At 70.4% G+C, this 24,845-nt stretch carries 22 protein-coding genes; 9 read left to right on the forward strand and 13 right to left on the reverse strand.

The genetic code is table 11. From position 1 onward, the window contains the following. Positions 1-73: 73 nt before the first annotated feature. A complete protein-coding gene (locus OG792_RS32315) occupies positions 74-400 on the reverse strand; it encodes a sterol carrier family protein (protein ID WP_329111570.1) in 327 nt (108 codons plus the stop codon). Positions 401-843: 443 nt separating this feature from the next. Here OG792_RS32315 and OG792_RS32320 point away from each other — a divergent pair, with 443 nt between their 5' ends. Then, on the forward strand, positions 844-2,907 hold the full coding sequence (locus OG792_RS32320) for a carboxypeptidase-like regulatory domain-containing protein (RefSeq protein WP_329105334.1): 2,064 nt from the start codon (positions 844-846) through the stop codon (positions 2,905-2,907). Positions 2,908-3,073: 166 nt separating this feature from the next. Here the strand turns inward: OG792_RS32320 and OG792_RS32325 are convergent, their stop codons facing one another. From OG792_RS32325 to purS, 4 genes are read right to left on the reverse strand one after another with little or no spacing between them, the layout of a single operon-like run. Then, positions 3,074-3,844: a 2-phosphosulfolactate phosphatase gene (locus tag OG792_RS32325; RefSeq protein WP_329105335.1), complete on the reverse strand. Its 771-nt coding sequence runs from the start codon at positions 3,842-3,844 to the stop codon at positions 3,074-3,076. Continuing rightward, positions 3,837-6,614: a phosphoribosylformylglycinamidine synthase subunit PurL gene (gene purL, locus OG792_RS32330; RefSeq protein WP_329105337.1), complete on the reverse strand. Its 2,778-nt coding sequence runs from the start codon at positions 6,612-6,614 to the stop codon at positions 3,837-3,839. The genes OG792_RS32325 and purL overlap by 8 nt, the downstream gene beginning before the upstream one ends. Next, positions 6,611-7,294, reverse strand: a complete 684-nt coding sequence (gene purQ / locus OG792_RS32335) for a phosphoribosylformylglycinamidine synthase subunit PurQ (protein ID WP_329105339.1) — start codon at positions 7,292-7,294, stop codon at positions 6,611-6,613. Before purQ ends, purL begins: the two co-directional genes overlap by 4 nt. Then, positions 7,291-7,545, reverse strand: coding sequence for a phosphoribosylformylglycinamidine synthase subunit PurS (gene purS, locus OG792_RS32340; protein WP_329105341.1), 255 nt, complete (start codon positions 7,543-7,545; stop codon positions 7,291-7,293). The genes purQ and purS overlap by 4 nt, the downstream gene beginning before the upstream one ends. Before the next feature lie 410 nt (positions 7,546-7,955). Here purS and OG792_RS32345 point away from each other — a divergent pair, with 410 nt between their 5' ends. Then, complete coding sequence (locus OG792_RS32345) at positions 7,956-8,636, forward strand: S1 family peptidase (RefSeq protein WP_329105342.1); 681 nt, start codon at positions 7,956-7,958, stop codon at positions 8,634-8,636. Between the two features lie 252 nt (positions 8,637-8,888). Further along, complete coding sequence (locus OG792_RS32350) at positions 8,889-9,353, forward strand: YbjQ family protein (RefSeq protein WP_442932338.1); 465 nt, start codon at positions 8,889-8,891, stop codon at positions 9,351-9,353. Positions 9,354-9,399: 46 nt separating this feature from the next. Here OG792_RS32350 and purB read toward each other — a convergent pair whose 3' ends face one another. The 3 genes from purB to OG792_RS32365 form a co-directional block, all read right to left on the reverse strand. Continuing rightward, on the reverse strand, positions 9,400-10,845 hold the full coding sequence (purB, locus tag OG792_RS32355) for an adenylosuccinate lyase (protein WP_329105346.1): 1,446 nt from the start codon (positions 10,843-10,845) through the stop codon (positions 9,400-9,402). A gap of 136 nt (positions 10,846-10,981) precedes the next feature. Beyond that, positions 10,982-12,907, reverse strand: a complete 1,926-nt coding sequence (gene htpG, locus OG792_RS32360) for a molecular chaperone HtpG (protein ID WP_329105348.1) — start codon at positions 12,905-12,907, stop codon at positions 10,982-10,984. 101 nt (positions 12,908-13,008) lie between these two features. Continuing rightward, entirely contained in the window at positions 13,009-14,274 is a 1,266-nt protein-coding gene (locus OG792_RS32365) for an MFS transporter (protein WP_329105350.1), read from the reverse strand. Positions 14,275-14,533: 259 nt separating this feature from the next. Here OG792_RS32365 and OG792_RS32370 point away from each other — a divergent pair, with 259 nt between their 5' ends. Next, complete coding sequence (locus OG792_RS32370) at positions 14,534-15,400, forward strand: aldo/keto reductase (protein ID WP_329105352.1); 867 nt, start codon at positions 14,534-14,536, stop codon at positions 15,398-15,400. A 127-nt stretch (positions 15,401-15,527) separates the two neighbouring features. On the opposite strand, the gene OG792_RS32375 is transcribed toward OG792_RS32370, so the two are convergent. Further along, positions 15,528-16,853 carry an acetyl-CoA C-acetyltransferase gene (locus OG792_RS32375; protein ID WP_329105354.1) on the reverse strand — a complete coding sequence of 442 codons (1,326 nt, stop codon included), beginning with the start codon at positions 16,851-16,853 and terminating at the stop codon, positions 15,528-15,530. 57 nt (positions 16,854-16,910) lie between these two features. Between OG792_RS32375 and OG792_RS32380 the strand changes: the two genes are divergently transcribed. Then, positions 16,911-18,338 (forward strand): 3-oxoacyl-ACP reductase, encoded by a 1,428-nt coding sequence (locus OG792_RS32380; protein WP_329105356.1) that lies wholly within the window; start codon positions 16,911-16,913, stop codon positions 18,336-18,338. Continuing rightward, positions 18,338-19,231 carry a MaoC/PaaZ C-terminal domain-containing protein gene (locus tag OG792_RS32385; protein ID WP_329105358.1) on the forward strand — a complete coding sequence of 298 codons (894 nt, stop codon included), beginning with the start codon at positions 18,338-18,340 and terminating at the stop codon, positions 19,229-19,231. Before OG792_RS32380 ends, OG792_RS32385 begins: the two co-directional genes overlap by 1 nt. 3 nt (positions 19,232-19,234) lie before the next feature. Here the strand turns inward: OG792_RS32385 and OG792_RS32390 are convergent, their stop codons facing one another. Continuing rightward, on the reverse strand, positions 19,235-19,891 hold the full coding sequence (locus OG792_RS32390; protein ID WP_329105360.1) for a TetR/AcrR family transcriptional regulator: 657 nt from the start codon (positions 19,889-19,891) through the stop codon (positions 19,235-19,237). A gap of 73 nt (positions 19,892-19,964) precedes the next feature. Between OG792_RS32390 and OG792_RS32395 the strand changes: the two genes are divergently transcribed. From OG792_RS32395 to OG792_RS32405, 3 genes are read left to right on the forward strand one after another with little or no spacing between them, the layout of a single operon-like run. Then, positions 19,965-20,417, forward strand: coding sequence for an SCP2 sterol-binding domain-containing protein (locus OG792_RS32395; protein ID WP_329105362.1), 453 nt, complete (start codon positions 19,965-19,967; stop codon positions 20,415-20,417). Between the two features lie 34 nt (positions 20,418-20,451). After that, a complete protein-coding gene (locus tag OG792_RS32400) occupies positions 20,452-21,666 on the forward strand; it encodes an acyl-CoA dehydrogenase family protein (protein WP_329111572.1) in 1,215 nt (404 codons plus the stop codon). 41 nt (positions 21,667-21,707) lie between these two features. After that, positions 21,708-22,286 (forward strand): hypothetical protein, encoded by a 579-nt coding sequence (locus OG792_RS32405; protein WP_329105363.1) that lies wholly within the window; start codon positions 21,708-21,710, stop codon positions 22,284-22,286. 291 nt (positions 22,287-22,577) lie between these two features. Here the strand turns inward: OG792_RS32405 and OG792_RS32410 are convergent, their stop codons facing one another. From OG792_RS32410 to OG792_RS32420, 3 genes are all read right to left on the reverse strand, one after another. Then, complete coding sequence (locus OG792_RS32410; RefSeq protein WP_329105365.1) at positions 22,578-23,348, reverse strand: RICIN domain-containing protein; 771 nt, start codon at positions 23,346-23,348, stop codon at positions 22,578-22,580. Further along, a complete protein-coding gene (locus OG792_RS32415) occupies positions 23,341-23,853 on the reverse strand; it encodes a SigE family RNA polymerase sigma factor (RefSeq protein ID WP_329105367.1) in 513 nt (170 codons plus the stop codon). The genes OG792_RS32410 and OG792_RS32415 overlap by 8 nt, the downstream gene beginning before the upstream one ends. A gap of 208 nt (positions 23,854-24,061) precedes the next feature. Continuing rightward, on the reverse strand, positions 24,062-24,484 hold the full coding sequence (locus OG792_RS32420; protein WP_329105369.1) for a hypothetical protein: 423 nt from the start codon (positions 24,482-24,484) through the stop codon (positions 24,062-24,064). Positions 24,485-24,845: the final 361 nt, after the last annotated feature.

Below are 24,845 nucleotides of genomic sequence, written 5' to 3' on the forward strand. Positions count from 1 at the left end.
ACGCGAGCCGGAGACAATACAGAAAGTCACCTCGTGGCTCCTCGCTGTGATGACCGATTAGCGCAGAATTGAGTTATTCGAGTGGCACATAGGCAGATATGTCCGCGCGATTCCCACTGGCCCTGACCCGTCCGGCCGCGACCGCGTCGGCCCATCCCAGCCGACCGGTTGCCAGCAGAATCCAGGTCACCGGATCCAGTTCCACCACGTTCGGCGGCGTACCCCTGGTGTGTCGCGGCCCGGCACCACACTGAACCGCGCCGTAAGGTGGAACCCGCACCTCCACCGAACGGCCAGGTGCGCGCCGGGCCAGCTCCGCGAGGAGCGCGCGGACCGCGTCCCGAAGCAGCTCCCGCTGCGGGGTACGACCAGCGTCGAGTTCCGCGACCGCTGCCACCACCACCGAGGACTTACTGTACGGAGAGGACACGACGGGACGATACGACCTGCCGTCGTATCAATTGACGCTGCCCCTGGGTCGCGCGAGTCCACTCGAACAAGGCATAGTTGCCGACGGTGTACTCGTACGGTATTGAACCCTGGCCGGAATTGAGTCGGTCGGAGAAGCCAGACCGGAAGGCGGTGGACGTGACAACACACCGACATGCCTGGAAGCGACGGGCCGGTGTGGTCGTGGCGCTGGCAGCCAGTGCCCTGCTCGCTCTCCCCTCGGCACCAGCTCTCGCTGCACCTCCGGACCTTGAGGTCGCAAATTCGGCCACGGTCTCGGCCGGCAGCGACACGACCGTCAGCGTCCGTGTCAAGACCGACGCCGACATCACGGTAGAGATCAGCGTCACCGGATTGCCACCGGGTGTCACCTGCACCGGCGGTTGCGGCAGGGTGACCGTGGTACCGGGTACACAGAAGTCCATCGCGCTAACCCTCAAGGCCAGCGACAACGCTGCTGCCGCCAACGCGACCTCGGTCACGGTGCGGGCCACGGGCCAGCCATCCGACGACGTCGCCACCAAGGACTTCTCGCTCACCGTCAAGGCCGCGCAGCAGCCGCCGCAGCCCACGCAGCCGGCGGCGACGCCCACGGTCAAGGAGATCTCCGGGCGGGTCACCGACGCCAACAACACCCCGGTGCCGAACGCCTCGGTCGTCCTGCTCGACTCGGGGGGTCACAGCTACGACGCCACCACGAGCACCAGTGGCAGCTTCAAGTTCGTCGGCACCGCCGGCGCCCCGATCACCCCGGGGCAGATCGACCTCGGCGCCAGCCTGAACGACACGATCCAGAAGAAGCGGATCACGGCTGCCGCCAACCAGACCCTGACCAACCAGCGCATCGTGCTGGCGCTCACCGCCGATGCCTCACCGTCCGCCACCCCGGAGGCCCTGCCCAGCGACGAGGCGTTGCCGACCGAGGAAGGCGCACCGGCGGCGGACGGCAGCAACGCACCGGGGCAGCAGGCGACGTCGGAAACCGGCTCCGGCGGCGGGCTCGGCTCCTGGATGCTGATCATCGTCGGTGGCCTGCTGGTCGCCCTCGGCGTCGGCGCCATCGTGCTGCTCTGGATGCGGCGCAAGGAGAACGCGGACGACGACGAGGACGGCCCGAGCGGCGCCCGGTCCTCGGCCGCCGCCGGTGCCGGCCAGTACGGCGGGGCCGACCAGACCCGGGTCACGAACCGCGCCGGCATGGGGCACGACGCCACCGCGATCAACCGGAGCACCTCGCTCGCCGACGCGCCGACCATGATGCACAGCCGGCCGCTGGTGGACGACGAGTTCCCGGACCCGTACGGCGCACCGCTGCCGTCCCAGCAGCCACAGGGGTCGGCCTACGGTGCCGCGGGACAGGGCGCCGGCTACGGCTACGGCGGCGCCCCGCAGGGCAATAACGAGTACGGTGCCGGCGCAGCCGGTGGCTACGGCAACGCACCGGGCGCCGGTGGCTACGGCAACGCACCCGCCTCCGGCGCTGGTTACGGCAACGCACCCGCCTCGGGCGCCGGCTACGGCAACGCACCGGGTTCGGGTGCCGGTTACGGCAACGCACCCGCCTCCGGTGCGGGTGGCTACGGTGCCCCGGCCAACGGCTACGGCGCCGCTCCCGGTGCCGACTACGGCAACGCACCCGGCTCCGGGGCCGGCGGCTACGGCGCTGCGCCGGGCGCCGGTGGTTACGGCAACACACCCGGCTCGGACGCCGGTTACGGCAACGCACCCGGCTCGGGCGCGGACGGCTACGGCAGTGCGCCGGGATCCGGTGCCGGCGGCTATGGCGGCGGCAACTACGGCGGCGAGCAGCCCGGCGCGGGGTACCCCCCGGCGCCCGGTGCGTACCCGCCGGCCGGTCCGGGCGCTGGCCCGTACCCGCCCACCCCGGCTCCGGGTGGCAGGTACGACGAGCCCACCGGCCGCTACGACGGCCCCAGTGCCGGCGGCAGCGAGTACGCCCCACCGGCCGACCCGTACGCCCAGGGCGGCGGTTCCTACGGTGCCGGCGGCGCCGACGGCACCCGCGCGTACGGCGCCGACCAGCAGCCGTACGGCGGTCAGGGCGGTCAGGGCTACGGGCAGCAGGGCGGCGGCGGTGCGTACGGTGCGCCGAGCGCGGGCGCCGGTTACGACCAGCAGCAGGGCGCGGGCGGCTACGGCGCCGCTGGCGGCGGGTACGGTGACCAGCCCGGTTACGGTGCCGGTCCGGCAGCGGGCAGCTACGACCAGCCCCAGGCCGGTGGTTACGACCAGCGCGGTGGCTACGACCAGCGGGGCGGCCCCGACCAGCGCGGCGGTTACGACGACCGAGGCGGCTACGACCAGCAGCAGGGCGGCGGCTACTACGACGAGTCGGCGCAGGGCGGCGGGCACGGCGGCGGCCGGGGCGGCGCGGGCGGACCGCAGCAACCGAACCGTGGCGGCGAGCGCCGTTCACTGGACTGGCTGGACGACTGACCTGGTCTCGCTGGAAGACTGACACATCCGGGCTGGTCGGGAAGCACTTCCCGACCAGCCCGATCAGTCTGTACCGCTCGGTCGACAGCCACGGAACGTTCGAAACTACCGCTAACCGCCCGGCCGACACGGGCAGAATTCAGGCCCGGCGAACACGTGCCGGGACTCAGGCGGCGGCCGCGAAGACCCCGTCCCGGAGCAGCGGCACCACGTTGGAGACTCCGAACTCGACGGCGATCTCCACGTCCTCGCCGAAGCCCCGGTAGATCAACTCGCGGCCGGAGACGCAGCCCCGGATCGCCGCCGGCAGGTCGGGCACACCGCTCAGCGCCGCCAGTGCCACCGCCGCCTCCACCGACAGTCCACCGGCAACGGTGACGAGCCCATCGAGGACGGCGGACGCTCCGAGGTGGTCCTCCACGCCGGGGCGGACCGTGCCGTCCGGCCAACGCTCACCGGCGGCGACCACCCCGATCGGCGCCTGCGCGGTGCCGTACCCCTCGTTGACCAGCCAGCGCGCGACGGCGGGTGCGTTGCGGAGACAGGCCGCCACCACCGGCATTCCGGTGGCGCTGGCGGCGGCGCAGATCGCGGAACCGTTCGGTGACGGCAGTACGAGATCGGGCACGACCGGCGCGGTACGCAGCGCCGCCGGCGACAACGACCACGGCTGTTCCGGGGTGACCGCACCTCGTCCGACCGCCGCGACGGCGCCGACCCGGCGGGCGTACTCGGCCGCCTGGGCGCCCCAGGGGAACGGGTGCACCCTGATTCCCCGGCTGACCGCCACCTCCACCGAGGTGGTGAAGGAGAGTACGTCGACCACGACCAGGGCGACACAGACCCGGCCGAGTTCGGCGGCACCGCCCAGCCCCCAGTCGAACCGTGCCCCGGATCCTGGTTGGGCGTAGACGGTGCCGACCAACGCCTCAGTCACCCGTGCCGGGGGCCGAAGCCTCCGTCGCGGGCTCCTCTGCCGTTGCCTGCTGCCGCACCACCGGCACCTCGTCAACCGGCGCCGCATCGACCGGTGCCTCATCGGCTGCCGGTGCCTCGTCAGTTGCCAATGCCGTGTCAGTTGCCGGTGCCTTGTCGGCTGCCGATGGCTCGTCGGCTGCCGGTGCCTCGTCGGACGCGACGGAATCGTCCGCGACGACCGGCACCGACGCGGCAACCGGCTCGGTGCCGGCGACCGGTGCCACCGGGATGTCCGTCACCGTTGCGGTGGCCTCGCCGGCGGTGGCCCCGCCGAAGAAGCGCGGCAGGGTCGACTCGAAGGCCGTCCGCAGCTCGTCCAGACCGATGGTGAACTGGCCGCGTACGTCCAGGGCGCCGCCGGCCGGGTCGGTGACCCCAAGCGCGGTCACCGGCACCCCGAGGTCATCGCAGAGTGCCATGAACGCCTTGTCCTGGCCGCGCGGCACGGTCACCAGCGCCCGAGCGGCCGACTCGCTGAACAGGTAGACGAACGGCATCGAGCCGGCGCCGAACTCGTCCGGCAGCGCGATCTTGGCACCGACGCCGCGCCGCAGAGTGGCCTCGACCAGCGACTGGGCGAGACCACCGTCGGACAGGTCGTGCGCCGAGGTCAGGTGGCCCAACCGGGCCGCCTCCGCGATCAGCTCGGCCAGGGCCCGCTCGCGGGCGAGGTCGACCCTGGGCGGTACGCCGCCGAGGTGCGCGTGGGTGACCCAGGCCCACTCGGAGCCGGACAGCTCCAGCCGGGTCTCGCCGAGCAGGAACACCACGTCGTGGTCGCCGCCGGACTTGGCGGCGAAGCCCATCGGCACCCGCTGCGCCACGTCGTCCAGCAGACCGAGCACACCGACCACCGGGGTCGGGTGGATCGCCGCCGCGCCGGTCTGGTTGTAGAAGCTGACGTTGCCGCCGGTGACCGGGATGCCGAGTTCGGCGCAGCCGTCGGCGAGACCGCGTACGGCCTCGGCGAACTGCCACATGACGCTCGGGTCCTCGGGCGAACCGAAGTTGAGGCAGTCCGTGACGGCAACCGGCTTGGCGCCGGTGACGGCGACGTTCCGGTACGACTCGGCCAGCGCCAGCTTCGCCCCGTTGTACGGGTCGAGGCGGGCGTACCGGCCGTTGCCGTCGACGGAGAGCGCCACGCCGAGGCCGGACTCCTCGTCCACCCGGATCACGCCGGAGTCCTCCGGCTGGGCGAGCACGGTGTTGCCGAGGACGTAGCGGTCGTACTGCTCGGTGACCCAGGACTTGTCGGTCAGGTTCGGCGACGCGATCATGCGCAGCACGGTTTCGCGCAGCGCCTCCGGCGTCGACGGGCGGGGCAGCGTCTCGGCCCGGTCGGCCTGGAGCAGGATCAGGTCGGCCGGCTCACGCATCGGCCGGGCGTAGACCGGGCCGTCGTCCACCAGCGAGCCCGGCGGTACGTCGACCACCGTGTGGTCCCGCCAGGTGATCAGCAGTCGTCCCGGCTCGCCGTCGGCCTGGGCCGGGGTGACCTCGCCGATGGCGGTGGCGAGTACGCCCCACTTGTCGGCCGTCTTCAGCACCGCTTCGAGCTGTTCCGGCGTGACGACCAGGAGCATCCGCTCCTGCGACTCGCTGGCCAGAATCTCGTGCGGGGTCATCGACGGCTCGCGCAGCGGCACCCGCTCCAGCCAGACCCGCATGCCGGTGCCGGCTGCGGCGGCGGTCTCGGTCAGCGCGCAGGTGAGGCCGGCGCCGCCGAGGTCCTGGATGCCGACGACGAGCTGGGCGTCGTACAGCTCCAGGCAGGCTTCGATCAGCAGCTTCTCGGTGAACGGGTCGCCCACCTGGACCGCCGGGCGACGCTGCTCGCTGCCCTCGTCGAAGGTGGCACTGGCGAGTACGGAGACGCCGCCGATGCCGTCCCGGCCGGTCTTGGCGCCCATCAGCACGACGATGTTGCCCGGTCCGGCGGCCGCCTTGTTCTGCAACCGGTCGACCGGCAGTACACCGAGCGAGAGGGCGTTGACCAGCGGGTTCCCCTGGTAGGAGGGGTCGAAGACGATCTCGCCGCCGATGTTCGGCAGGCCGAGGCAGTTGCCGTACCCGCCGACGCCGGCCACCACGCCGGGCAGCACGCGGGCGGTGTCGGGGTGGTCGATGGCGCCGAAGCGCAGCGAGTCCATCACCGCGATCGGGCGGGCGCCCATGGCGAGGATGTCGCGGACGATGCCGCCGACGCCGGTTGCCGCGCCCTGGTAGGGCTCGACGTAGCTGGGGTGGTTGTGCGACTCGACCTTGAACGTGACGGCGAGCTTGTCCGAGATCTGGATCACGCCCGCGTTCTCACCGATGCCGGCGAGCATCCGGTCGCTGGGCGGCGCCTTCTCGCCGAACTGGCGCAGGTGCACCTTGCTCGACTTGTACGAGCAGTGCTCGCTCCACATGATCGAGTACATGGCCAGCTCGGCCTGGGTCGGCCGGCGGTCCAGGATCTGCCGGATCCGGTCGTACTCGTCGTCGCGGAGACCGAGCTCGGGGTACGGCTGAAGCTCTTCCGGGGTGTCCACGGCCCGCTCGACGGTGTCGAGGTCGTCCGGGTAGGCGCTCGGGGCGGCGTGCGCCCCGGCGGCCTTCGCGGGCGGGATCGTCACCGCGGCCGGGGTCTGCGGGGCGGAGTCGGCGGCACGGGGCGTGGGCTGGTCGGTCGGCGGGGTCACCCCATCGACCTCGCTCGACGCCGTGTCGGGCTGGGTGGTCATGCCGGCACTCCCGCGAGGTGCTTGAGGACTGAGGTGAAGAAGCCGAGACCGTCGAGCGAGGGGCCGGTCAACGCCTCCACGGCGTGCTCCGGGTGCGGCATGATGCCGACCACGTTGCCCGCCTCGTTGGTGATCGCGGCGATGTCGCGCTCCGAGCCGTTCGGGTTGCCTCGCTGGTAGCGGGCGACCACCCGGCCCTCGGCCTCAAGCTGGTCGAGGACGTGACGGTCGGCGACGTACCGGCCCTCGCCGTTCTTGACCGGGATGAGCACGTCCTGCTCGGGCTGGAAGGTGTTGGTCCAGGCGGTCTTGACCGCCTCGATCCGCAGCCACTGGTCCCGGTTACGGAAGTGCAGATGCTTGTTGCGGGTCAGCGCGCCGGGAAGCAGGTGCGCCTCGCAGAGGATCTGGAAGCCGTTGCAGATGCCAAGCACCGGCATGCCCTCGCGGGCGGCATCGATCAGGGATCCCATCACCGGGGCGAACCGGGCGATGGCGCCGCAACGCAGGTAGTCGCCGTAGGAGAAGCCGCCGGGCAGCACCACCGCGTCGACCTGGTGCAGGTCGGGGTCGTCGTGCCAGAGCCGGACCACGTCCGCCCCGGCGATGCGTGCCGCGCGGGCGGCATCGCCGTCATCCAGTGACCCGGGGAAGGTCACCACACCGATCCGGGCCGTCACCGATGTTCATCCTCGGCATCGGCCAGCCGGATCGAGAAGTCCTCGATCACGGGGTTGGCCAGCAGCTTGTCCGCGATCTCCCGAGCCCGATCAAGGTCGGGCTCACCGGCGAACTCAATCTCGATGCGCCGACCGATGCGCACCGAGGAGACGTCGCCGACGCCCAGGCGAGGCAGCGCGTTTGCGACGGCCTGGCCCTGAGGATCGAGAATCTCCGGCTTGAGCATGACGTCGACGACGACGCGAGGCACTGGGCACTCCTGACTGTGTACGCAGTTGGGTGCCGGCCCATAGGGGCGAGCGGGGCTAGCCTACCTGGCAGAGCGCTCGCCCGACGCACCGGCCGCCCTGTGGACAACCCTGTGGAAAATCGCACACTCGCCGCCCACCGGCGTGATCGCGACCACCTGGCCGGGGCACCCGTGGGCGTACCGATGATGATCTTCCTTGACTCCGGCGGTCCGGACGGCGGGATCGTATCGGGCGGGCTCGATTTGACTCTTGTGGATGGACGACGAACGTCCTAGCGTGTGGCGTCGAACGTCTGGTTCGTCACACCAAACGTTTGATCTTCAAACCCGTACGGCGGACACCCAACCGCCGTCGGTGGCTCAGCCCGACCCGGAAACCCCGGGTGCCGCCCCCCGGAAGGAGCCCCTTCATGCGCATCCGCCTCACCCTGGTGACGGTCGCCACCGCGCTGGTCGGTGCGTTCGTCGCCCCCTCCGCCGCCGCCGCGAACGACGTCACCCCGCTGATCATCGGCGGCGGTACGGTTTCGTCCGCCCCGTGGGCCGCCGCCGTCTTCAGCAACGGCTCGTTCACCTGCTCCGGCACCATCATCGCGTCCCGCTGGGTGCTCACCGCCCGGCACTGCGTCAGCGGCACGATGTCGGTTCGGGTCGGCAGCGTCAACCGGACCTCCGGCGGCGTCACCAGCGGCGTCTCGTCGTCCTCCAGCCGCTACGACCTCGCCCTGCTCCAGCTCTCGACCGCGATCAGCACCTCGTACGCGCCGCTGTCCAGCGCCTACCCGCCGGTCAACTCGACGAACTCGATCTACGGCTGGGGCATGACCTGCTACGAGGGCTGCGGCGCCTCGACCACGCTCAAGACCGCCAACGTCCGGGTCACCAGCACCAACGTGACCGACGCGTACGGCGGCCGGGCGATCCGGAGCACCCGGGTCAACGGCAACGCCTGGCGCGGTGACTCCGGCGGGCCGGAGTTCTACAACGGTGCCCAGGTCGGCGTCGCCTCCACCGCCGACGGCGCGAACATCCAGAACTACGGCAGCGTGGCCTACAACCGGTCCTGGATCACCTCCGTGGCCGGGGTCTAGTCCTCCTCAGGGGTACGGCGCGGACGTTCCGGATCACCCCGGCCGTCCGCGCCGCGCTGTTTCACCCGCTCGCGGCGACGTTCGCGCCGCCCGCGCCAAACGGGTACGCGACGCGCATTGCACCCTCCGCACGAGGTTACGGGCCGTTGCACGCTCCGCACGCCGTTCTACCGGCGCGCGCGGTTTTGCAGCATGAGCCGACGTGAACAGGCCTCACAATTGCCGCCACCCCGGCTCTGCCAGCATCAACACGTGCTGGTCGTGACGACGGATGTCCTTCCCGGGTACGAGATCCGCGCAGTCCTCGGCGAAGTAGTGTCATCGATGGCCCGAACCCGAAACCCGTACCGCGAAGGGGTGAAGAACCTCCGCGGTGGGGCATACGACCCGAAAGCACCGGAGAACCTCACCCGGTGGCGGACGGAGGCGGTGGCCAATCTGGGCGAAGAAGCCCGCCGGCTCGGCGCGAACGCCGTGATCGGCATGCGTTTCGACCATCGCGAGGTGGGCGAGATGTGGATGGAACTCTGCGCGTACGGCACGGCCGTGGTGATCCGCGAACAGCCGCGTACACCGCTGCCGGACGAGCCGCTGTTCGCGGCCGACCTGGCCCACAGCGCGGAGATCCTGCCCGGTCCGATCGGAGTCTCGGAGCCGCCCAGCGCGCCCGACCTGCGCAGTGCGGCAGAGACCCCGACCCCTACCCCGGAGACCTGACCGTTGCCGGTATCGGGCCAGCGGGCTGGCCCGATACCGGACCGCTCTAGAGGATCGGGGCGGGCTCGTACCCGGCCGCCTTCGGGTGCGTCGCGACGACCTCGGCGACCCGGTCGGCGACCGCCCGTACCTGGGCCGATGCCGCACCGGCGAACGCGGACCGGTCCGCGACCAGCGTGTCGATCTCGGCCCGGCCCAGTCCGAGCCGGCCGTCGGTGGCGAGCCGGTCGAACAGGTCGTTCTCGGTCGTACCCTTCTCCCGCATGGCCAGCGCGACGGCGACCGCGTGCTCCTTGATCACCTCGTGGGCCACCTCCCGGCCCACGCCCCGGCGGACCGCCGCCACCAGCAGCTTCGTGGTCGCCAGGAACGGCAGGTAGCGGTCCAGCTCACGGGCGATCACGGCCGGGTACGCGCCGAACTCGTCGAGCACGGTCAGGAAGGTCTGGAACAGGCCGTCGGCGGCGAAGAAGGCGTCCGGCAACGCCACCCGGCGGACCACCGAGCAGGAGACGTCACCCTCGTTCCACTGGTCGCCGGCCAGCTCGCCGACCATCGACAGGTAACCCCGGATGACCACGGCGAGCCCGTTGACCCGCTCGCTGGACCGGGTGTTCATCTTGTGCGGCATCGCGCTGGAGCCGACCTGGCCGGGGCGGAAGCCCTCGGTGACCAGCTCCTGGCCGACCATCAGCCGGATGGTGGTGGCCAGCGACGAGGGTGCCGCCGCGGTCTGGGCCAGCGCGGCCAGCACGTCGAAGTCGAGCGAGCGCGGGTAGACCTGGCCGACGCTGGACAGGACCCGGCTGAAGCCGAGGTGCCCGGCGACCCGCCGTTCCAGCTCGGCCAGCCGCTCGTCGTCGCCGTCGAACAGGTCGAGCTGGTCGGCGGCGGTGCCGACCGGACCCTTGATGCCCCGCAGCGGGTACCGATTGATCAGGTCGTCCAGCCGCTCGTACGCGATCAGCAGTTCCTCGGCGGCCGACGCGAACCGCTTGCCCAGCGTGGTCGCCTGCGCCGCCACGTTGTGTGAGCGTCCGGTCATGACCAGGTCGGAGTGCTCGACCGCGAGCCGGGCGAGCCGGGCGAGGGTGGCGACCACCCGGTCCCGGATCAGCTCCAGCGAGGCCCGGATCTGCAACTGCTCGACGTTCTCGGTCAGGTCGCGGGAGGTCATGCCCTTGTGCACGTGCTCGTGCCCGGCCAGCGCGCTGAACTCCTCGATCCGCGCCTTGACGTCGTGCCGGGTGACCCGCTCACGGGCCGCGATCGACTCCAGGTCGACCTGGTCCAGCACCCGCTCGTACGCCTCGACCACGCCGTCCGGCAGCGCCACACCGAGATCCCGCTGGGCCCGGAGTACGGCGAGCCAGAGCCGCCGCTCCATCCGGATCTTCTCCTCCGGCGACCAGAGCCGCACCAGCTCGGCCGAGGCATACCGCCCCGCAAGCACATTGGGAACCTGAACCCGACCCTGCCCGCTTACCGTCACACCCCCAATCCTCCCGCACCCACCCCCACCCCCCACCCCCACCCCGCTCCCACCCACCCCCACACTCGGTTGATCATGAAGTTAGCGACAAAATTCAGGCTCGAAATCGTCGCTAACTTCATGATCAACGCGGTTTTTAGAGAGTGCGGGAGAGGCGGTCGGAGAGGAGGCGGGCGAAACGGGCGGGGTCGGTCAGTTCCCCGCCCTCGGCCAGCAGGGCGGTGCCGTAGAGGAGTTCGGCGGTTTCGGCGATCGCCGGGTCCTCGGGGCGCTGCTCGTGGGCCTTACGCAGGCCGGTGACCAGCGCGTGCGTCGGGTTCAGTTCGAGGACCCGCTTGATCTGCGGCACCTCCTGGCCCATGGCGCGGTACATCCGCTCCAGGGTCGGGGTCATGTCCTGGGCGTCACCGACCAGGATCGCCGGGGAGGTGGTCAGGCGGGACGAGAGGCGTACCTCCTTCACCTGCTCCTCAAGCTGTGTCGACAGCCAGGTGAGCAGCGCGGCGTACTCCTCCTTCTGCTGGTCGCGCTCGGGCTCGTCGGCCTTGTCCTCGCCGTCGGCGTCCAGGTCTACCTGCCCCTTGGCGATCGACCGCAACTGCTTGCCGTCGAAGTCGCGGACCGCCTCGACCCACATCTCGTCAACCGGGTCGGTGAGCAGCAGCACCTCGTAGCCCTTGGCGTTGAAGGCTTCCATGTGCGGCGAGTTCTCGATCATCTTGCGGGACTCGCCGGTCATGTAATAGATGTCGGTCTGCCCCTCCTTCATCCGGTCGACGTACTGCTGGAGCGTGACCACCTGCTCCGGGTCGTGGGTGGAGGCGAACGAGGAGATGTCGAGAATTGCACGCTGGTTCTCGAAGTCGTTGAGCAGGCCCTCCTTGACCGCCCGGCCGAACTCCCGCCAGAAGGTGCCGTACTTGTCGGCGTCCTGGGCCATCAGGTCCTTGACCGTCGACAGCACCTTCTTGACCAGGCGACGACGCATCAGCTGGATCTGACGGTCCTGCTGGAGGATCTCCCGCGAGATGTTGAGCGAGAGGTCGTGCGCGTCGACCACGCCCTTGACGAAGCGCAGGTACTCCGGCATCAGCGCCTGGCAGTCGTCCATGATGAAGACGCGCTTGACGTAGAGCTGGATGCCGAGCTTGGCGTCGCGGGTGAACAGGTCGAACGGCGCCTGCGACGGGATGAAGAGCAGCGCCTCGTACTCGAAGGTGCCCTCGCCCTTCATCCGGATGATTTCGAGCGGGTCGTTCCAGTCGCGGCTGACGTGCCGGTAGAACTCGTTGTACTCGTCGTCGCCGACCTCGTTGCGGGGCCGGGCCCAGAGCGCCTTCATCGAGTTGAGGGTCTTGACCTCGTGCTTCGGGGCGTCGTCACCCTCGCCGTCGGTGACCGGCCGCTCGACCTGCATCCGGATCGGCCAGGCGATGAAGTCGGAGTAGCGCTTGACCAGCTCCCTGATCTTCCATTCACCGGTGTAGTCGAAGAGCTGGTCCTCCTCGTCCTCCGGCTTGAGGTGCACGGTGACGGCCGTGCCTTGCGGTGCGTCGGCGACCGGCTCGATGGTGTACGTCCCGGCGCCGTCCGACTCCCAACGGGTGCCGTCCTCCTCGCCCACCCGCCGGCTGACCAGCGATACCCTGTCGGCCACCATGAAGGTGGAGTAGAAACCGACTCCGAACTGGCCGATCAGGTCCTGCGACGCCGCCGCGTCCTTCGTCTCCTTCAGCTGCCGCAGCAGCTCGGCGGTGCCGGACTTCGCGATCGTGCCGATGAGCCCGACGACCTCGTCCCGCGACATGCCGATGCCGTTGTCCCGTACGGTCAGCGTGCGCTGCTCCCGGTCGACTTCGATCTCGATGTGCAGATCGGACGTGTCGACCTGCAACTCCTTGTCGACCAGCGACTCCAGCCTCAGCTTGTCCAGCGCGTCGGAGGCGTTGGAGATCAGTTCGCGCAGGAAGATGTCCTTGTTCGAATAGATCGAGTGGATCATCAACTGCAAGAGCTGGCGCGCCTCGGCCTGGAACTCAAGCGTTTCGACCCCGGTGCTCATGGAACCCCTTTCCGACTGTCGGACCTTCCTGACGGATCGTACGACCTCGGTCACGATCTCCACTGTCGGCGGTTGGACGGTGGCGGGTACCGCCCCCGCGGTCACCCTCCGACAGTGGCCGTCGCCAGGGGCACCGATTCCGGCGTCACCGGCGGCCGGCTGGGCAGTTGACGTACGTCCCGGCTGGCGAGCATGCCGAGCACCGAGACGGTGACCAGCCCGGCGGCGATCAGCAGGGTCGTCTCGTTGCCGAGGGCGACCGCCACCGGCCCGATCGCTATCTGGCCGAGCGGGATCGCCAGGAACGATCCGAGCGCGTCGTACGAGTAGACCCGGGCCAGTCGGTCGGCCGGCACGTACTGCTGCACCGAGGTCTCCCAGGCGACGCCGAACTGTTCCATGGCCAGACCGCCGACGAACGCGGCCGGCACCAGGAGCGCGAAGACCGGCGCCACCGCGAGCGCCACCAGCAGCAACGCCGATCCGAGCATGCAGGCGACCCCGAGCAGCAACAGCCGGCGGACCCGCACCCGCAGGGCGATCAGCGCCCCGGCCACCAGGCCCAGGGTCTGGGCCGCGAGCACCAGCCCCCACGCCTTGCGGCCGATCGTCTCGTCGGCCACGGCCGGGCCGAGTACGCCGACCCCGCTGCTCAGCGCGGCGTTGAGCACCATGAAGCCGAGCACCACCACCCAGACCCAGGTACGCGAGACAAACTCGGTCCAGCCCTCCCGCAACTCGATCCAGGTGCTGCGCCGAGCCTGCGTCCGGTCCCGCACCCCGGCCACCCGTACGCCGGCGAAGGCCAGCCCCGCCAGCGCGAACGTCAGTGCGTCGACGGCGATGCCCCAGCCCGGACCGACCGCCGCGACCAGAATCCCGCCGGCCGAGGCGCCACCGATCGAACCGATGTTGACGCCGAGCCGGCTGAGCGCGTTCGCCGACTGGAGCAGGTCCGCCGGCACCGTCTGCGGCATCAGGGCGGCGGCGGCCGGGAAGGCGAAGGCGCTCACCGTGCCGTTGACCGCACTGAGTACGAGCAGCAGCGGGATCGTCGCGTGCCCGGTCAGCACCAGCGCGGCGACGGCCGCCTGGGTGACGGCGGCCAGCGTGCAGGAGGCGACCATCACGAGCTGCCGGGGCAGCCGGTCGGCGAGCACCCCGCCGAAGAGCAGGAAAATCACGTTGGCCAGGGACCGGGCCCCGACCACCAGGCCGAGGTCACGCACCGACCCGGTCAGATCGAGTACGGCGAAGGCCAGCGCGGTCGGCGCCACCGAGTTGCCGAGCACGTTCACGAACCGGCCGACGGCGAGATAGCGGAACGCACGGTGACGCAGTGGCGCGAGGGCAGCCCTGCTCGACATCGCCGCGCTCCTTCCGGCCCGAGGGGTGGTCGTCCCGGGCAACCATGCCCGAGCAGTGATCTCCCGAGGCAACCGGGCCCGAGGAGTGATGGCCCCCAGGCAACCGGGCCCGAGGAGTCACGGCCCCAGGCAACCTGGCCCGAAAAGTGATGGCCCCCAGGCAACCAGGTCCGGGGGCAGTGATCAACCGAGCTGGTCGAGGCGCCCCACCCGACCTAGACTGACCTGTTCGTTCAGATCAGTTGACCATGGAGTCCAGATGACAGACGCAACCGTCAGCGCGTCACCCTCCGGCACCTTCCTGCTCGGTGGAGACCTGCCGGTGACCCGGCTCGGATTCGGCTCGATGCGACTCACCGGCGACGGTGTGTGGGGTGACCCACGCGACCCCGACGAGGCGGTACGCGTACTGCGGCGCTCGGTCGAACTGGGCGTCGACTTCATCGACACCGCCGACTCGTACGGCCCGTTCACCGCCGAGCTGTTGATCAGGAAGGCGCTACACCCGTACCCGGAGAATTTGGTTATTGCGACCAAGGCCGGGCTCACTCGCCAGGGGCCGGGACAGTGGACGGCGGTGGGTCGTCCGGAGTACCTGCGCCAGCAGGCGGAGCTGAGCCTGCGCCACCTCGGGGTGGACCGGATCGACCTGTACCAGTTGCACCGGATCGACCCGCAGGTTCCGCTGGCCGACCAGATCGGTGAGCTGAAGGCGCTCCAGGACGAGGGCAAGATCCGGCACATCGGGCTGAGCGAGGTGTCGGTCGCCGACGTCGAGGCGGCATCGAAGTTCGCCGACATCGTCTCGGTGCAGAACCGCTACAACGTCGGTCACCGGGACGCCGAGGCGCTGCTCGACTACTCGGCCGAGCACGGCATCGGCTTCATCCCGTGGGCGCCGCTGGCCAGCGGCCCGCTCGCCCGCGAGGGCAGCCCACTGGTCCGGATCGCCCGCGACCACGGCTCCACCCCGGCCCAACTGGCGCTCGCCTGGCTGCTCAAGCGCTCCCCGGCAATGCTCCCCATCCCCGGCACCTCAACCGTCGCCCACCTGGAACAAAACCTAGGCGCCGCCTCAATCAAACTAACCGACCAGGAATACGACACCCTCACCACCACCGCCTGACCCGCCCCGCCCCAACTCGTTGATCATGAAGTTAACGCACTCCCGAGCGTCAAAATCGGTTGTTAACTTCATGATCAACGAGTTGTGGGTGGGGGTGGGGGGTGGGGGGTGGGGGCGGGGGTGGGGGTTAGCGTTCGAGGATGGCTACTACGCCTTGGCCGCCGGAGGCGCAGATGGAGATGAGGCCGCGGCGGGGGCGGGCGGAGGCAGAGGCGCCGGCGGGGTCGCGGGCGTCCTCGTGGAGGAGCTTGGCGAGGGTGGCGACGATGCGGGCGCCGGTGGCGGCGAACGGGTGGCCGGCGGCGAGGGAGGAGCCGGTCACGTTCAGTTTCGATCGGTCGATGGTGCCCAGTGGGCCGTCCAGGCCGAGGCGGTCCTTGCAGAAGTCGGCCGACTCCCAGGCGGCGAGGGTGGCCAGCACCTGCGACGCGAACGCCTCGTGGATCTCGTAGAAGTCGAAGTCGGTCAGGCTCAGCTTGGCCCGCGCCAGCATCCGGGGCACCGCGTACGCGGGGGCCATCAGCAGCCCCTCGTCGCCGTGTACGAAGTCGACCGCGGCCACCTCGGAGAAGGTCAGGTACGCCAGCACCGGTAGATGGTGCGCGGCGGCCCACTCCTGCGAGGCGAGCAGCACGGTCGACGCGCCGTCGGTCAGCGGGGACGAGTTGCCGGCCGTCATGGTGGCGCCCGCCCGACCGGGGCCCTTGGTGCCGAACACCGGCGGCAACGCGCCGAGCTTCTCCATCGAGGTGTCCGGTCGCAGGTTCGCGTCCCTGGTCAGCCCAAGGTAGGGAGTCACCAGGTCGTCGAAGAAGCCGCGCTCGTACGCGGCGGCGAGTCGCCGGTGCGAGGCGAGCGCGAGCGCGTCCTGGGCCTGCCGGCCGATGCCCCAGCGCAGGGCGGTGATCGCCGCGTGGTCGCCCATCGACAGCCCGGTACGCGGTTCGGCGTTGCGCGGCGTCTCGGGCAGGAACGGCTGGTGTGGGCGCAGCCGGGCCGCCGCGCGCAGCCGGGCGATCGGCGTACGGGCGGAGTTGAGTTTGAGCAGGGTGCGCCGGAACTCCTCGTTGACCGCGAGCGGCGCGTCGGAGGTGGTGTCCACCCCACCGGCGATGCCGACGTCGATCTGCCCGAGGGCGATCTTGTTGCCGACCAGGATGGTCGCCTCCAGCCCGGTGCCGCACGCCTGCTGGATGTCGTACGCCGGGGTGCGTGGGTCGAGCCGGGAGCCGAGCACCACCTCGCGGGTGAGGTTGAAGTCGCGCGAGTGCTTGAGCACCGCCCCGGCGACCACCTCGCCGATCTGCTCCCCGGCCAACCCGAACCGGGCCACCAGTCCGTTGAGCGCGGCGGTGAGCATGTCCTGGTTGGATGCGTCGGCATAGCGGCCGTTGGAACGGGCGAACGGGATGCGATTACCCCCGAGCACCGCGACGCGACGTACGGTCTCCACGTTCCCGTCTCCTCGTTCAGGGCTTGCCTCAAACCTACTCACCAGTAGGCTACGCCTATGAGTGACAGGTACGCGAGCTTCGCGAACTCAGGCGCCGGCCGCGCCCTCGTCAAGCGACTCGGCCTGCCCGATCCGCCCAGACTGCGCCGATACCGGCCGGGCGATCCACTCGTGCCCGGTCCGGTGCTGCTTGACGCCGCCCCCGGCGGCCGGCTGCGCGAACCCGTCGCCAAACTGCTCACCGCCGCCGGCATCGAACTCGCCGACCCGTCAACCACCACCACGCCGGTCGCCACCACAACACCCACCACCACAACACCCACCACCACAACACCCGCCGCCACAACGCCCACCGGCAGCCGGCCGGCGGCGCTCGTCTACGACGCCACCGGGGTCACCGACTCCACCGGGCTCCGGCCGCTCTACGACTTCTTCCACGCACACGCCCGGTCGGTCCAACCGAGCGGGCGGGTGATCGTGCTCGGCACCCCGCCGGAGGTGTGCGCCGCCCCGCGCGAGGCGACCGCGCAGCGTGCCCTCGAAGGACTGACCCGCAGCATCGGCAAGGAGTTCGGCCGGGGCATCACCGCCCAACTCGTCTACGTCGACCGTAACGCCGGGACCGCTATCGAGTCGACGCTGCGCTTCCTGCTCTCCGGCCGGTCCGCGTACGTCTCGGGGCAGGTCGTCCGGATCAGCGATCCGGGCCCCGGCGACGACGGCGACCGGGAACGGATCGACTGGGACCGGCCGCTCGCCGGCAAGGTCGCCCTGGTCACCGGGGCCGCCCGGGGCATCGGCACCGCCGTCGCGCAGGTGCTCGCCCGGGACGGCGCGCACGTGGTCGCGTTGGACGTACCGGCCGTCGGGGACCTGCTCGCCGAGGTGGCGAACGACATCCGGGGCAGCGCCGTACAACTGGATCTGACCGCGCCCGACGCGCCGACCCGCCTCGCCGACCTGTTCGGCGACCGGCACGGCCGGGTCGACATCGTGGTGCACAACGCCGGCATCACCCGGGACCGGACCATCGCCCGGATGGATGCCGCCGGTTGGGACTCGGTGCTGGCGGTGAACCTGTCCAGCCAGGAACGGATCAACGACCTGCTGCTCTACCGCGATCTGATCCCGGCCGGCGGGCGGCTGGTCAGCGTCTCCTCGATCGCCGGCATCGCCGGCAACCGGGGCCAGACCAACTACGCCACCGCCAAGGCCGGGGTGATCGGGCTGGTGCAGTCGATGACACCGGTGCTCGCCGGACGGGGCATCACCATCAACGCGGTCGCGCCGGGCTTCATCGAGACCCGGCTGACCGCCAGGATGCCGATCGGCCTGCGTGAGGCCGGTCGACGTCTGAACAGCATGGCGCAGGGCGGGCTCCCGGTGGACGTGGCCGAGACGATCGCCTGGTTCGCGGCGCCGACCTCCGCCGGAGTCACCGGCAACATCGTCCGCGTCTGCGGCCAGAGCCTGCTGGGGGCGTGATGTCCAACCCGGACCGGGACGAGCGGATCGAGCTGAGCGGCGCACCGGCCACCGGGGCGCTCTACCGGCGGGCGGTCACCGCGCTGCTGCCGGGCCGTCGCCGGTCGACGTCGGCGCAGGCCGGCGGGCCCGACGTCGAGGCACCGTTGCCGGGTACGGAGTTGCTGCTGCGGGGCGTCACCGTCGACCGGGGCCACCTGGCCGCGTACGACCGGGTGTGCGGGTTCCGGCTCACCGACACGCTGCCGGCGACGTACCCGCACGTGTTGGCGTTTCCGCTGGCGTTGCGGCTGATGACGGCACCGGACTTCCCGTTCCCGCTGCTCGGGCTGGTGCACGTGGCGAACCGGATCACCGTGCACCGGGCGGTCGACGCGGGCGAACCGCTGGACCTGTCGGTGCGTACCGCCGATGCGCGGTCGCATCCGCGTGGCCGGCAGTTCGATGTGCTGTCCACCGCCTCGGTCGGCGGTGAGCCGGTCTGGCAGGAGGTGTCGACGTACCTGCGCCGGGAGCCAACCCCGACGGCGGACGAGCGGCACGAGCCCGGTGACCGCCCGGCGCCGCCGGCCGCCACCGGACAATGGCCGGTCACCGCCCGAGTGGGTACGGACTACGCGCGCGTCTCCGGCGACCGGAACCCGATCCACACCTCCCGGCTCGGCGCCCGCCTGCTCGGTTTCCCGCGCCCGATCGCACACGGCATGTGGAGCAAGGCCCGCTGCCTGGCCGCGCTGGAGGGGCGCCTACCGGACGCGTACGCGGTCGAGGTGCTGTTCAAACTGCCGATTCCACTGCCGGGTACGGTCGCCTTCAGCGCCACCCCGGCCTGGGACTTCGCCCTGCACGACGCCGATTCCGGTCGCCCGCACCTGACCGGAACGCTCCGGTAGGGGTCAGGGCTGGTCCGGGGTGGGCGGGTGCCAGACCTCGCCGAGGCGGAGCTGTCCGGCACCGAGCCAGGTGGCGTTCATCAGTCGGGTGGCCAGCGGTTCGGGTTCCTCGTCGGGGTGGTCGGCGAGCCGGTCGGCCACCGACTCGGCGGCACCGACCAGCGCGTACGCCATGATTTCCAGGTCCGTGTCGCGGACCTGGCGGGCGCCGGGCGCCGGGGTGGGCAGGTTGCGGCCCAGCAGGCCGGCGACCACCTCGATCACCTGGGCCCGCATCACCGACAGTTCGTCGGCGAACGGCTGCTCGCCGCGCGCCTGCCGGTAGAGCACGGACCAGCCGTCGCGGTGCGCGCCGACAAATCCGAAGAAGGCCCGCAGGCCACGCCAGAGCTGTTCGTCGGGGGGCAGTTCGGGCGCGGCGGCGCCGGCGATCGCCTCCATCAGCCGGGTTCCCTCGCGGTGGAGACACGCGGTGAAAAGGCTCTCTTTGGTGCCGAGGTAGGCGTAGACCATGGGTTTTGAAATGCCCGCATCCTCGGCGATGTCGTCCATGCTGGCGCTGTGGTACCCACGACGGGAGAACACCTTCACGGCGGCGTCGAGCATCTGCTGCTCCCGGACGGATCGGGGCAGCCGCTTGAAGGTGGGGGCGCTCGGCATCCTTGCGAGCATACCTACTCACCCGTAAGGTTACGCCAGAGTAACCTAAGCTCTCTCTCGGAAGGTGCACCTCATGAGCGACTTCGACCCGGCCAACTTCGCCGCCCTGGAACCGAAGCAGTTCGCCAAGCTGGTAAAGACCACTCCGGATGCGCAGATCGCCACCATCATGAAGGGCGACAACCGGGCCCCCATCCTGAACCAGATCTTCGAGCGGATGCCGTCGCTGTTCCGGGCCGAGAAGGCCGGGTCGACCCAGACGGTCATCCACTGGAACATCTCCGGTCGCGCCGACGGCGGCATCGACACCTACGAGGTCGTCATCGACAACGGCACCTGCGTCGTCAACGCCCCGCCGGAGCGCGACCCGAAGCTCGCCCTCACCCTCGGCCCGGTGGAGTTCCTCAAGATCGTCTCCGGTGGCGGAAACCCGGTGATGATGTTCATGACCGGCAAGCTGAAGGCAAAGGGCGACCTGGCCCTGGCCTCCAACATCGCCAACCTCTTCGACATCCCCAAGGGCTGACCAACATGACCGTACGTGCCCTGGCGGCATGGGCGTGACCGAGTTCTCGCTCGACCTGAACGAGGAACAGCGCGATCTGCGGGACTGGGTGCACGGCTTCGCACAGGAGGTCGTGCGCCCGGCGGCAGCCGACTGGGACGCCCGCGAGGAAACCCCCTGGCCGGTCATCCGGGAAGCGGCGAAGATCGGCCTCTACGGCTTCGAGTTCGTCGCCAACTGCTGGGCCGACCCGACCGGGCTGAGCCTGCCGATCGCCAGTGAGGAACTCTTCTGGGGCGACGCCGGCATCGGGCTCGGCATCTTCGGCACCTCCCTCGCCGTCGCCGCCATCTACGGCACCGGCACCCCCGAACAACTGGTCGAATGGGTGCCGCAGTGTTACGGCACCGTCGACGAACCGGCGGTCGCCGCGTTTTGCAGCACCGAACCCGAGGCCGGCTCCGACGTCAGCGCCATCCGGACCCGGGCCCGCTACGACGAGGCCACCGACGAGTGGGTGCTGAGCGGCCAGAAGGCGTACGCGACGAACGGCGGGATCGCCGGGGTGCACGTGGTGACCGCGTCCGTCGAACCCACGCTCGGCTCACGCGGGCAGGCGGCCTTCGTCGTACCGCCGGGCACCGCGGGACTGAACGCGACCCGGAAACTGCGCAAGCTCGGGCTGCGCGCCTCGCACACCGCCGACGTCTTCCTCGACGACGTACGCGTACCCGGGCGCTGCCTGCTCGGCGGCCGGGAACGGCTGCTCGAACGCCTCGACCGGGCGCGCACCGGAGCGCGGTCGACCGGCCAGGCCGCCATGCGCACCTTCGAGCTGACCCGGCCCACCGTCGGCGCACAGGCCCTCGGCGTCGCCCGCGCCGCGTACGAGTACGCGCTCGACTACGCCAAGGAGCGGGTGCAGTTCGGCCGACCGATCGTGGAGCACCAGGCGGTCGCGTTCGCCCTGGCCGACATGCGGATGGAGATCGACGCCGCCCGGCTGCTGGTCTGGCGGGCCGCCTGGATGGGGCGCAACAACCACCCGTTCCTGGCCGGCGAGGGCTCGATGGCCAAACTGAAGGCCGGCGAGGTGGCCGTGTCCGTCACCGAGAAGGCCGTACAGATCCTCGGCGGTGCCGGTTTCCTGCGTGACCATCCGGTCGAACGCTGGTACCGGGACGCCAAGATCTACACAATTTTCGAGGGAACGTCGGAGATCCAGCGTATGGTCATCGCCCGGGCCATCTCCGGATCCTCGATCCGCTGACGCGCCTCCACATTCCCCCTCCTCAGAACGAGGCGAGCACTATGTCCGTCGATCTCATTCAGGGTCAGCAACAGTTCTACGTACGGCAGCGACTGCGCATGATGGTGAACCAGTACGAGGTTCGCGCGGTGGCACCCGACGGTTCCGAGGGCGACCTGCTCGCCTTCGCGCAGCAGAAGCGGATGGCCTTCAAGGAACAGGTCACCTTCTACACCGACGACACCAAGCAGCAGCCGGTGCTCGGCTTCAAGGCACGGCAGAAGATCGACCTCGGCGCGACGTACGACATCACCGACGCGGCCGGCAACGCCATCGGCCTGTTCCGCAAGGACTTCAAGGCGTCGCTGCTCCGCTCCACCTGGATCGTCGAGCAGCCCGGCCTGGGCGCCGCCCGTGGCCAGGAGCGCAGCCTGCCGGTGGCGCTGCTGCGCCGGTTCGTGGACTCGCTGAGCTGGTTGCCGTACCACTTCGACTTCCTGATCGGCGAGCAGCCGGCGTTCTCGGTGGTCAAGAAGTGGGGCCTGCGCGACAAGTACGTCATCGAGGTGCAGAACCCGCAGCTCGACCGCCGCCTGGTGATCGCCATGGCGATCGGCCTGGACGCCCTCCAAAGCCGCTGACCCACCCCCACCCCCACCCCCCTCCCTCCTCCCTCCCTCCTCCCCCACCCTCCTCCCCGTCGATCTAGGGCAAATACGTGCTACTTGATCTTCAAGCGCCACCATTTGCCCTAGATCGACGGGGGTGGGGGGCTGGGGAGGGCAGTCTGGCCGACGGCGCCAGCGTGGACTGGGAACGCGGCTGAGGATCGCCTCATCAGCACCTGACCGCTGAGCCACAGGAGTGCGGCCGGACCCGTCAAGCGGGGTCCGGCCGCTTCCGCTTTCCCGGAGACCATGCCGCGAGCGCGGTCAGCCGCCGGCCGGACGGCGCGCGGGACCGTTGTCGACAAAGCGGAACGTGCTGCGCGGCGGAGCGTCGCCCAGCTCCTCCAGGATCAGACCGCGGGTCGCGGAGAACTGGAGGAACGCCGAGGAGTTGCTGATCGCGTACGCGTCCTTGCCGCTGGCGGTGATCGTGAACCGCTGACCCGGATTGTCCGCGTCACAGGCCGCCGCCTCGACCGTCAGCGACTCCGACGTACCCGGGTTGAGCACCTGCCAGCAGGACGCCTCATCCGAGGCGGGGTGATTGTCGGGCTTGCCGTATGCCTTGATCAGGTACGTGTCACCGTCGAGCGGCGTCGGCACGAACAACTGACGTCCGCTGTCGTCGTCGACCTCGACCAGATCGCCGTCGAGCGACACCGCAGACTCGGACGCCTGTACGCGCACGATGGTGACCTCACGCGTACCCGAAAGCACGGGATCGGTCGCACGCCCGGGGATGGGCGGTGGTGGGGACAGCGACGGCGACACCGGTACGGAAACGGAGGGTCCGGCGGACGCGGGAGGGGCCGCGGGCGGACCCGTGTACGGCCGGTTGTCCGGCCGGGCCAGGGCGACGCCCGTGGTGAGCACGCCCACCAGCGCGACACCGAGCGTTGCCGTGGCGACGTGCCTCCGCTTACGCCGAGCGTCACCGCGCTTGCGGATGTCGGCGGCGACGGTGGTGAGCCGGCCGGTACGGGCAGCGTGCGCGGCGATTGAACGCAGCCCGTCGTCGAGATGGTCGTCACGCATCACGGCCCCTCCCGCCCATGACGTACTGCTCGTTGCTGGTCAGGTGCTCGGCCAGGGCCCGGCGGCCCCGGGCGAGCCAGGTCTTGACCGTGTTGGCGGAGGTTCCGATCTCCGCCGCGATCTCGGCGACGCTGAGACCGACGAGATGGTGCAGGACGACGACCCTACGTTGATCGGCTGAGATCTGGCGCAGGGCCTGCACCAGCGCCACGTGGTCGGGGTTGATCGGGTCGACATGGTCGTCGGTCACGTCCCGGCGATGAGCCCGGAGACGGTTCGCGGCCTTGCGCCACGCCGAGACCGCTATCCGGTACGCGACCCGGCGCACCCACCCTTCGGGGCTTTCGCACTCACGCACCCGACTCCACCGATCCCACGCCCGCAGGTACGCCTCTGCCACGGCATCCTCGGCCTCGGCGCGGTTGCCGACCATCGCGTACACCTGCCCCAGCACCCGCCGAGAGGATCCGGCGTAGAAGTCATCGAACTCCTCGGCGTTACGCATGTGCCATGTACTCCCACCCGACCGGACAACATCCGGCTGACCCAGTTACCCAGCGTACGGATTCGGTACACGCCTAGACCGTCATCGACTTCCGTCGAAGAGGGTAGGCGCCCGACACCGGCCGTCAGGCGTGGGGGTGGAGCGTTCGTGCGGTGTCAGGACGGCGACTCGATTCGCCGCCCCCTGACACCGGCGCGCTCGAACGTGGTCAGCCACCCGCCGGACGGCGCGCGGGGCCATTGTCGACAAAGCGGAACGTCGTACGCAGCGGCGCGTCGCCCAGTTCCTCCATGATCAGGCCACGGGTGGAAGAGAACTGGAGGTACGCCGAGGAGTTGCTGATCGCGTACACCCCTTTGCCCTTTGCGGTGATGGTGAACCGCTGAGCCGGCTTGGCCTGGTCACAGACGGCCCCCTCGACCGTCAGTGGCGCCGACGTACCCGGGTTGAGCACCTGCCAGCAGGTCGGCTCGTCCGAGGCGGGGTGGTTGTTGGACTTGCCGTACGCCTTGATCAGGTACGTGTCACCACCGAGCGGCGTCGGGACGAACAACTGCCGGCCACTGTCGTCGTCGGCCTCGCCCAACCGACCGTCGAGCGACACGCCGGACTCCGACGCCTGCACTCGCACGATCGTCACCTCACGCTTGCCCGACAGCACCGCGTCGGTCGAACCTCCCGGGACGGGCGGCGGCGCGACGGACGAATTCCCCGGGACGGGCGGCGGCGCGACGGACGGCGAGGCCGGTGCCGTGGCTGTGGCCGCCGGTGATGCCGTCACGGAAGCGGAGGCGGTGGGTCCGGCGGATGCGGTAGGGCCTGCGGGCGAACCGCTCTGGCACGCCACCAGCGCACCGGTGCACGCCAGCATCGTCGCGCCGGTCAGCCACTTCACCTTGGACATGCCGTACTCCTCACACACACTGCCCGCAACTGTCCGCCGGGCGATCAACATGGACGCCACACCGGCCCTCATCGCGCCGACGCACCCC

Source organism: Micromonospora sp. NBC_01699 (assembly GCF_036250065.1).
Classification (GTDB): Bacteria; Actinomycetota; Actinomycetes; order Mycobacteriales; family Micromonosporaceae; genus Micromonospora_G.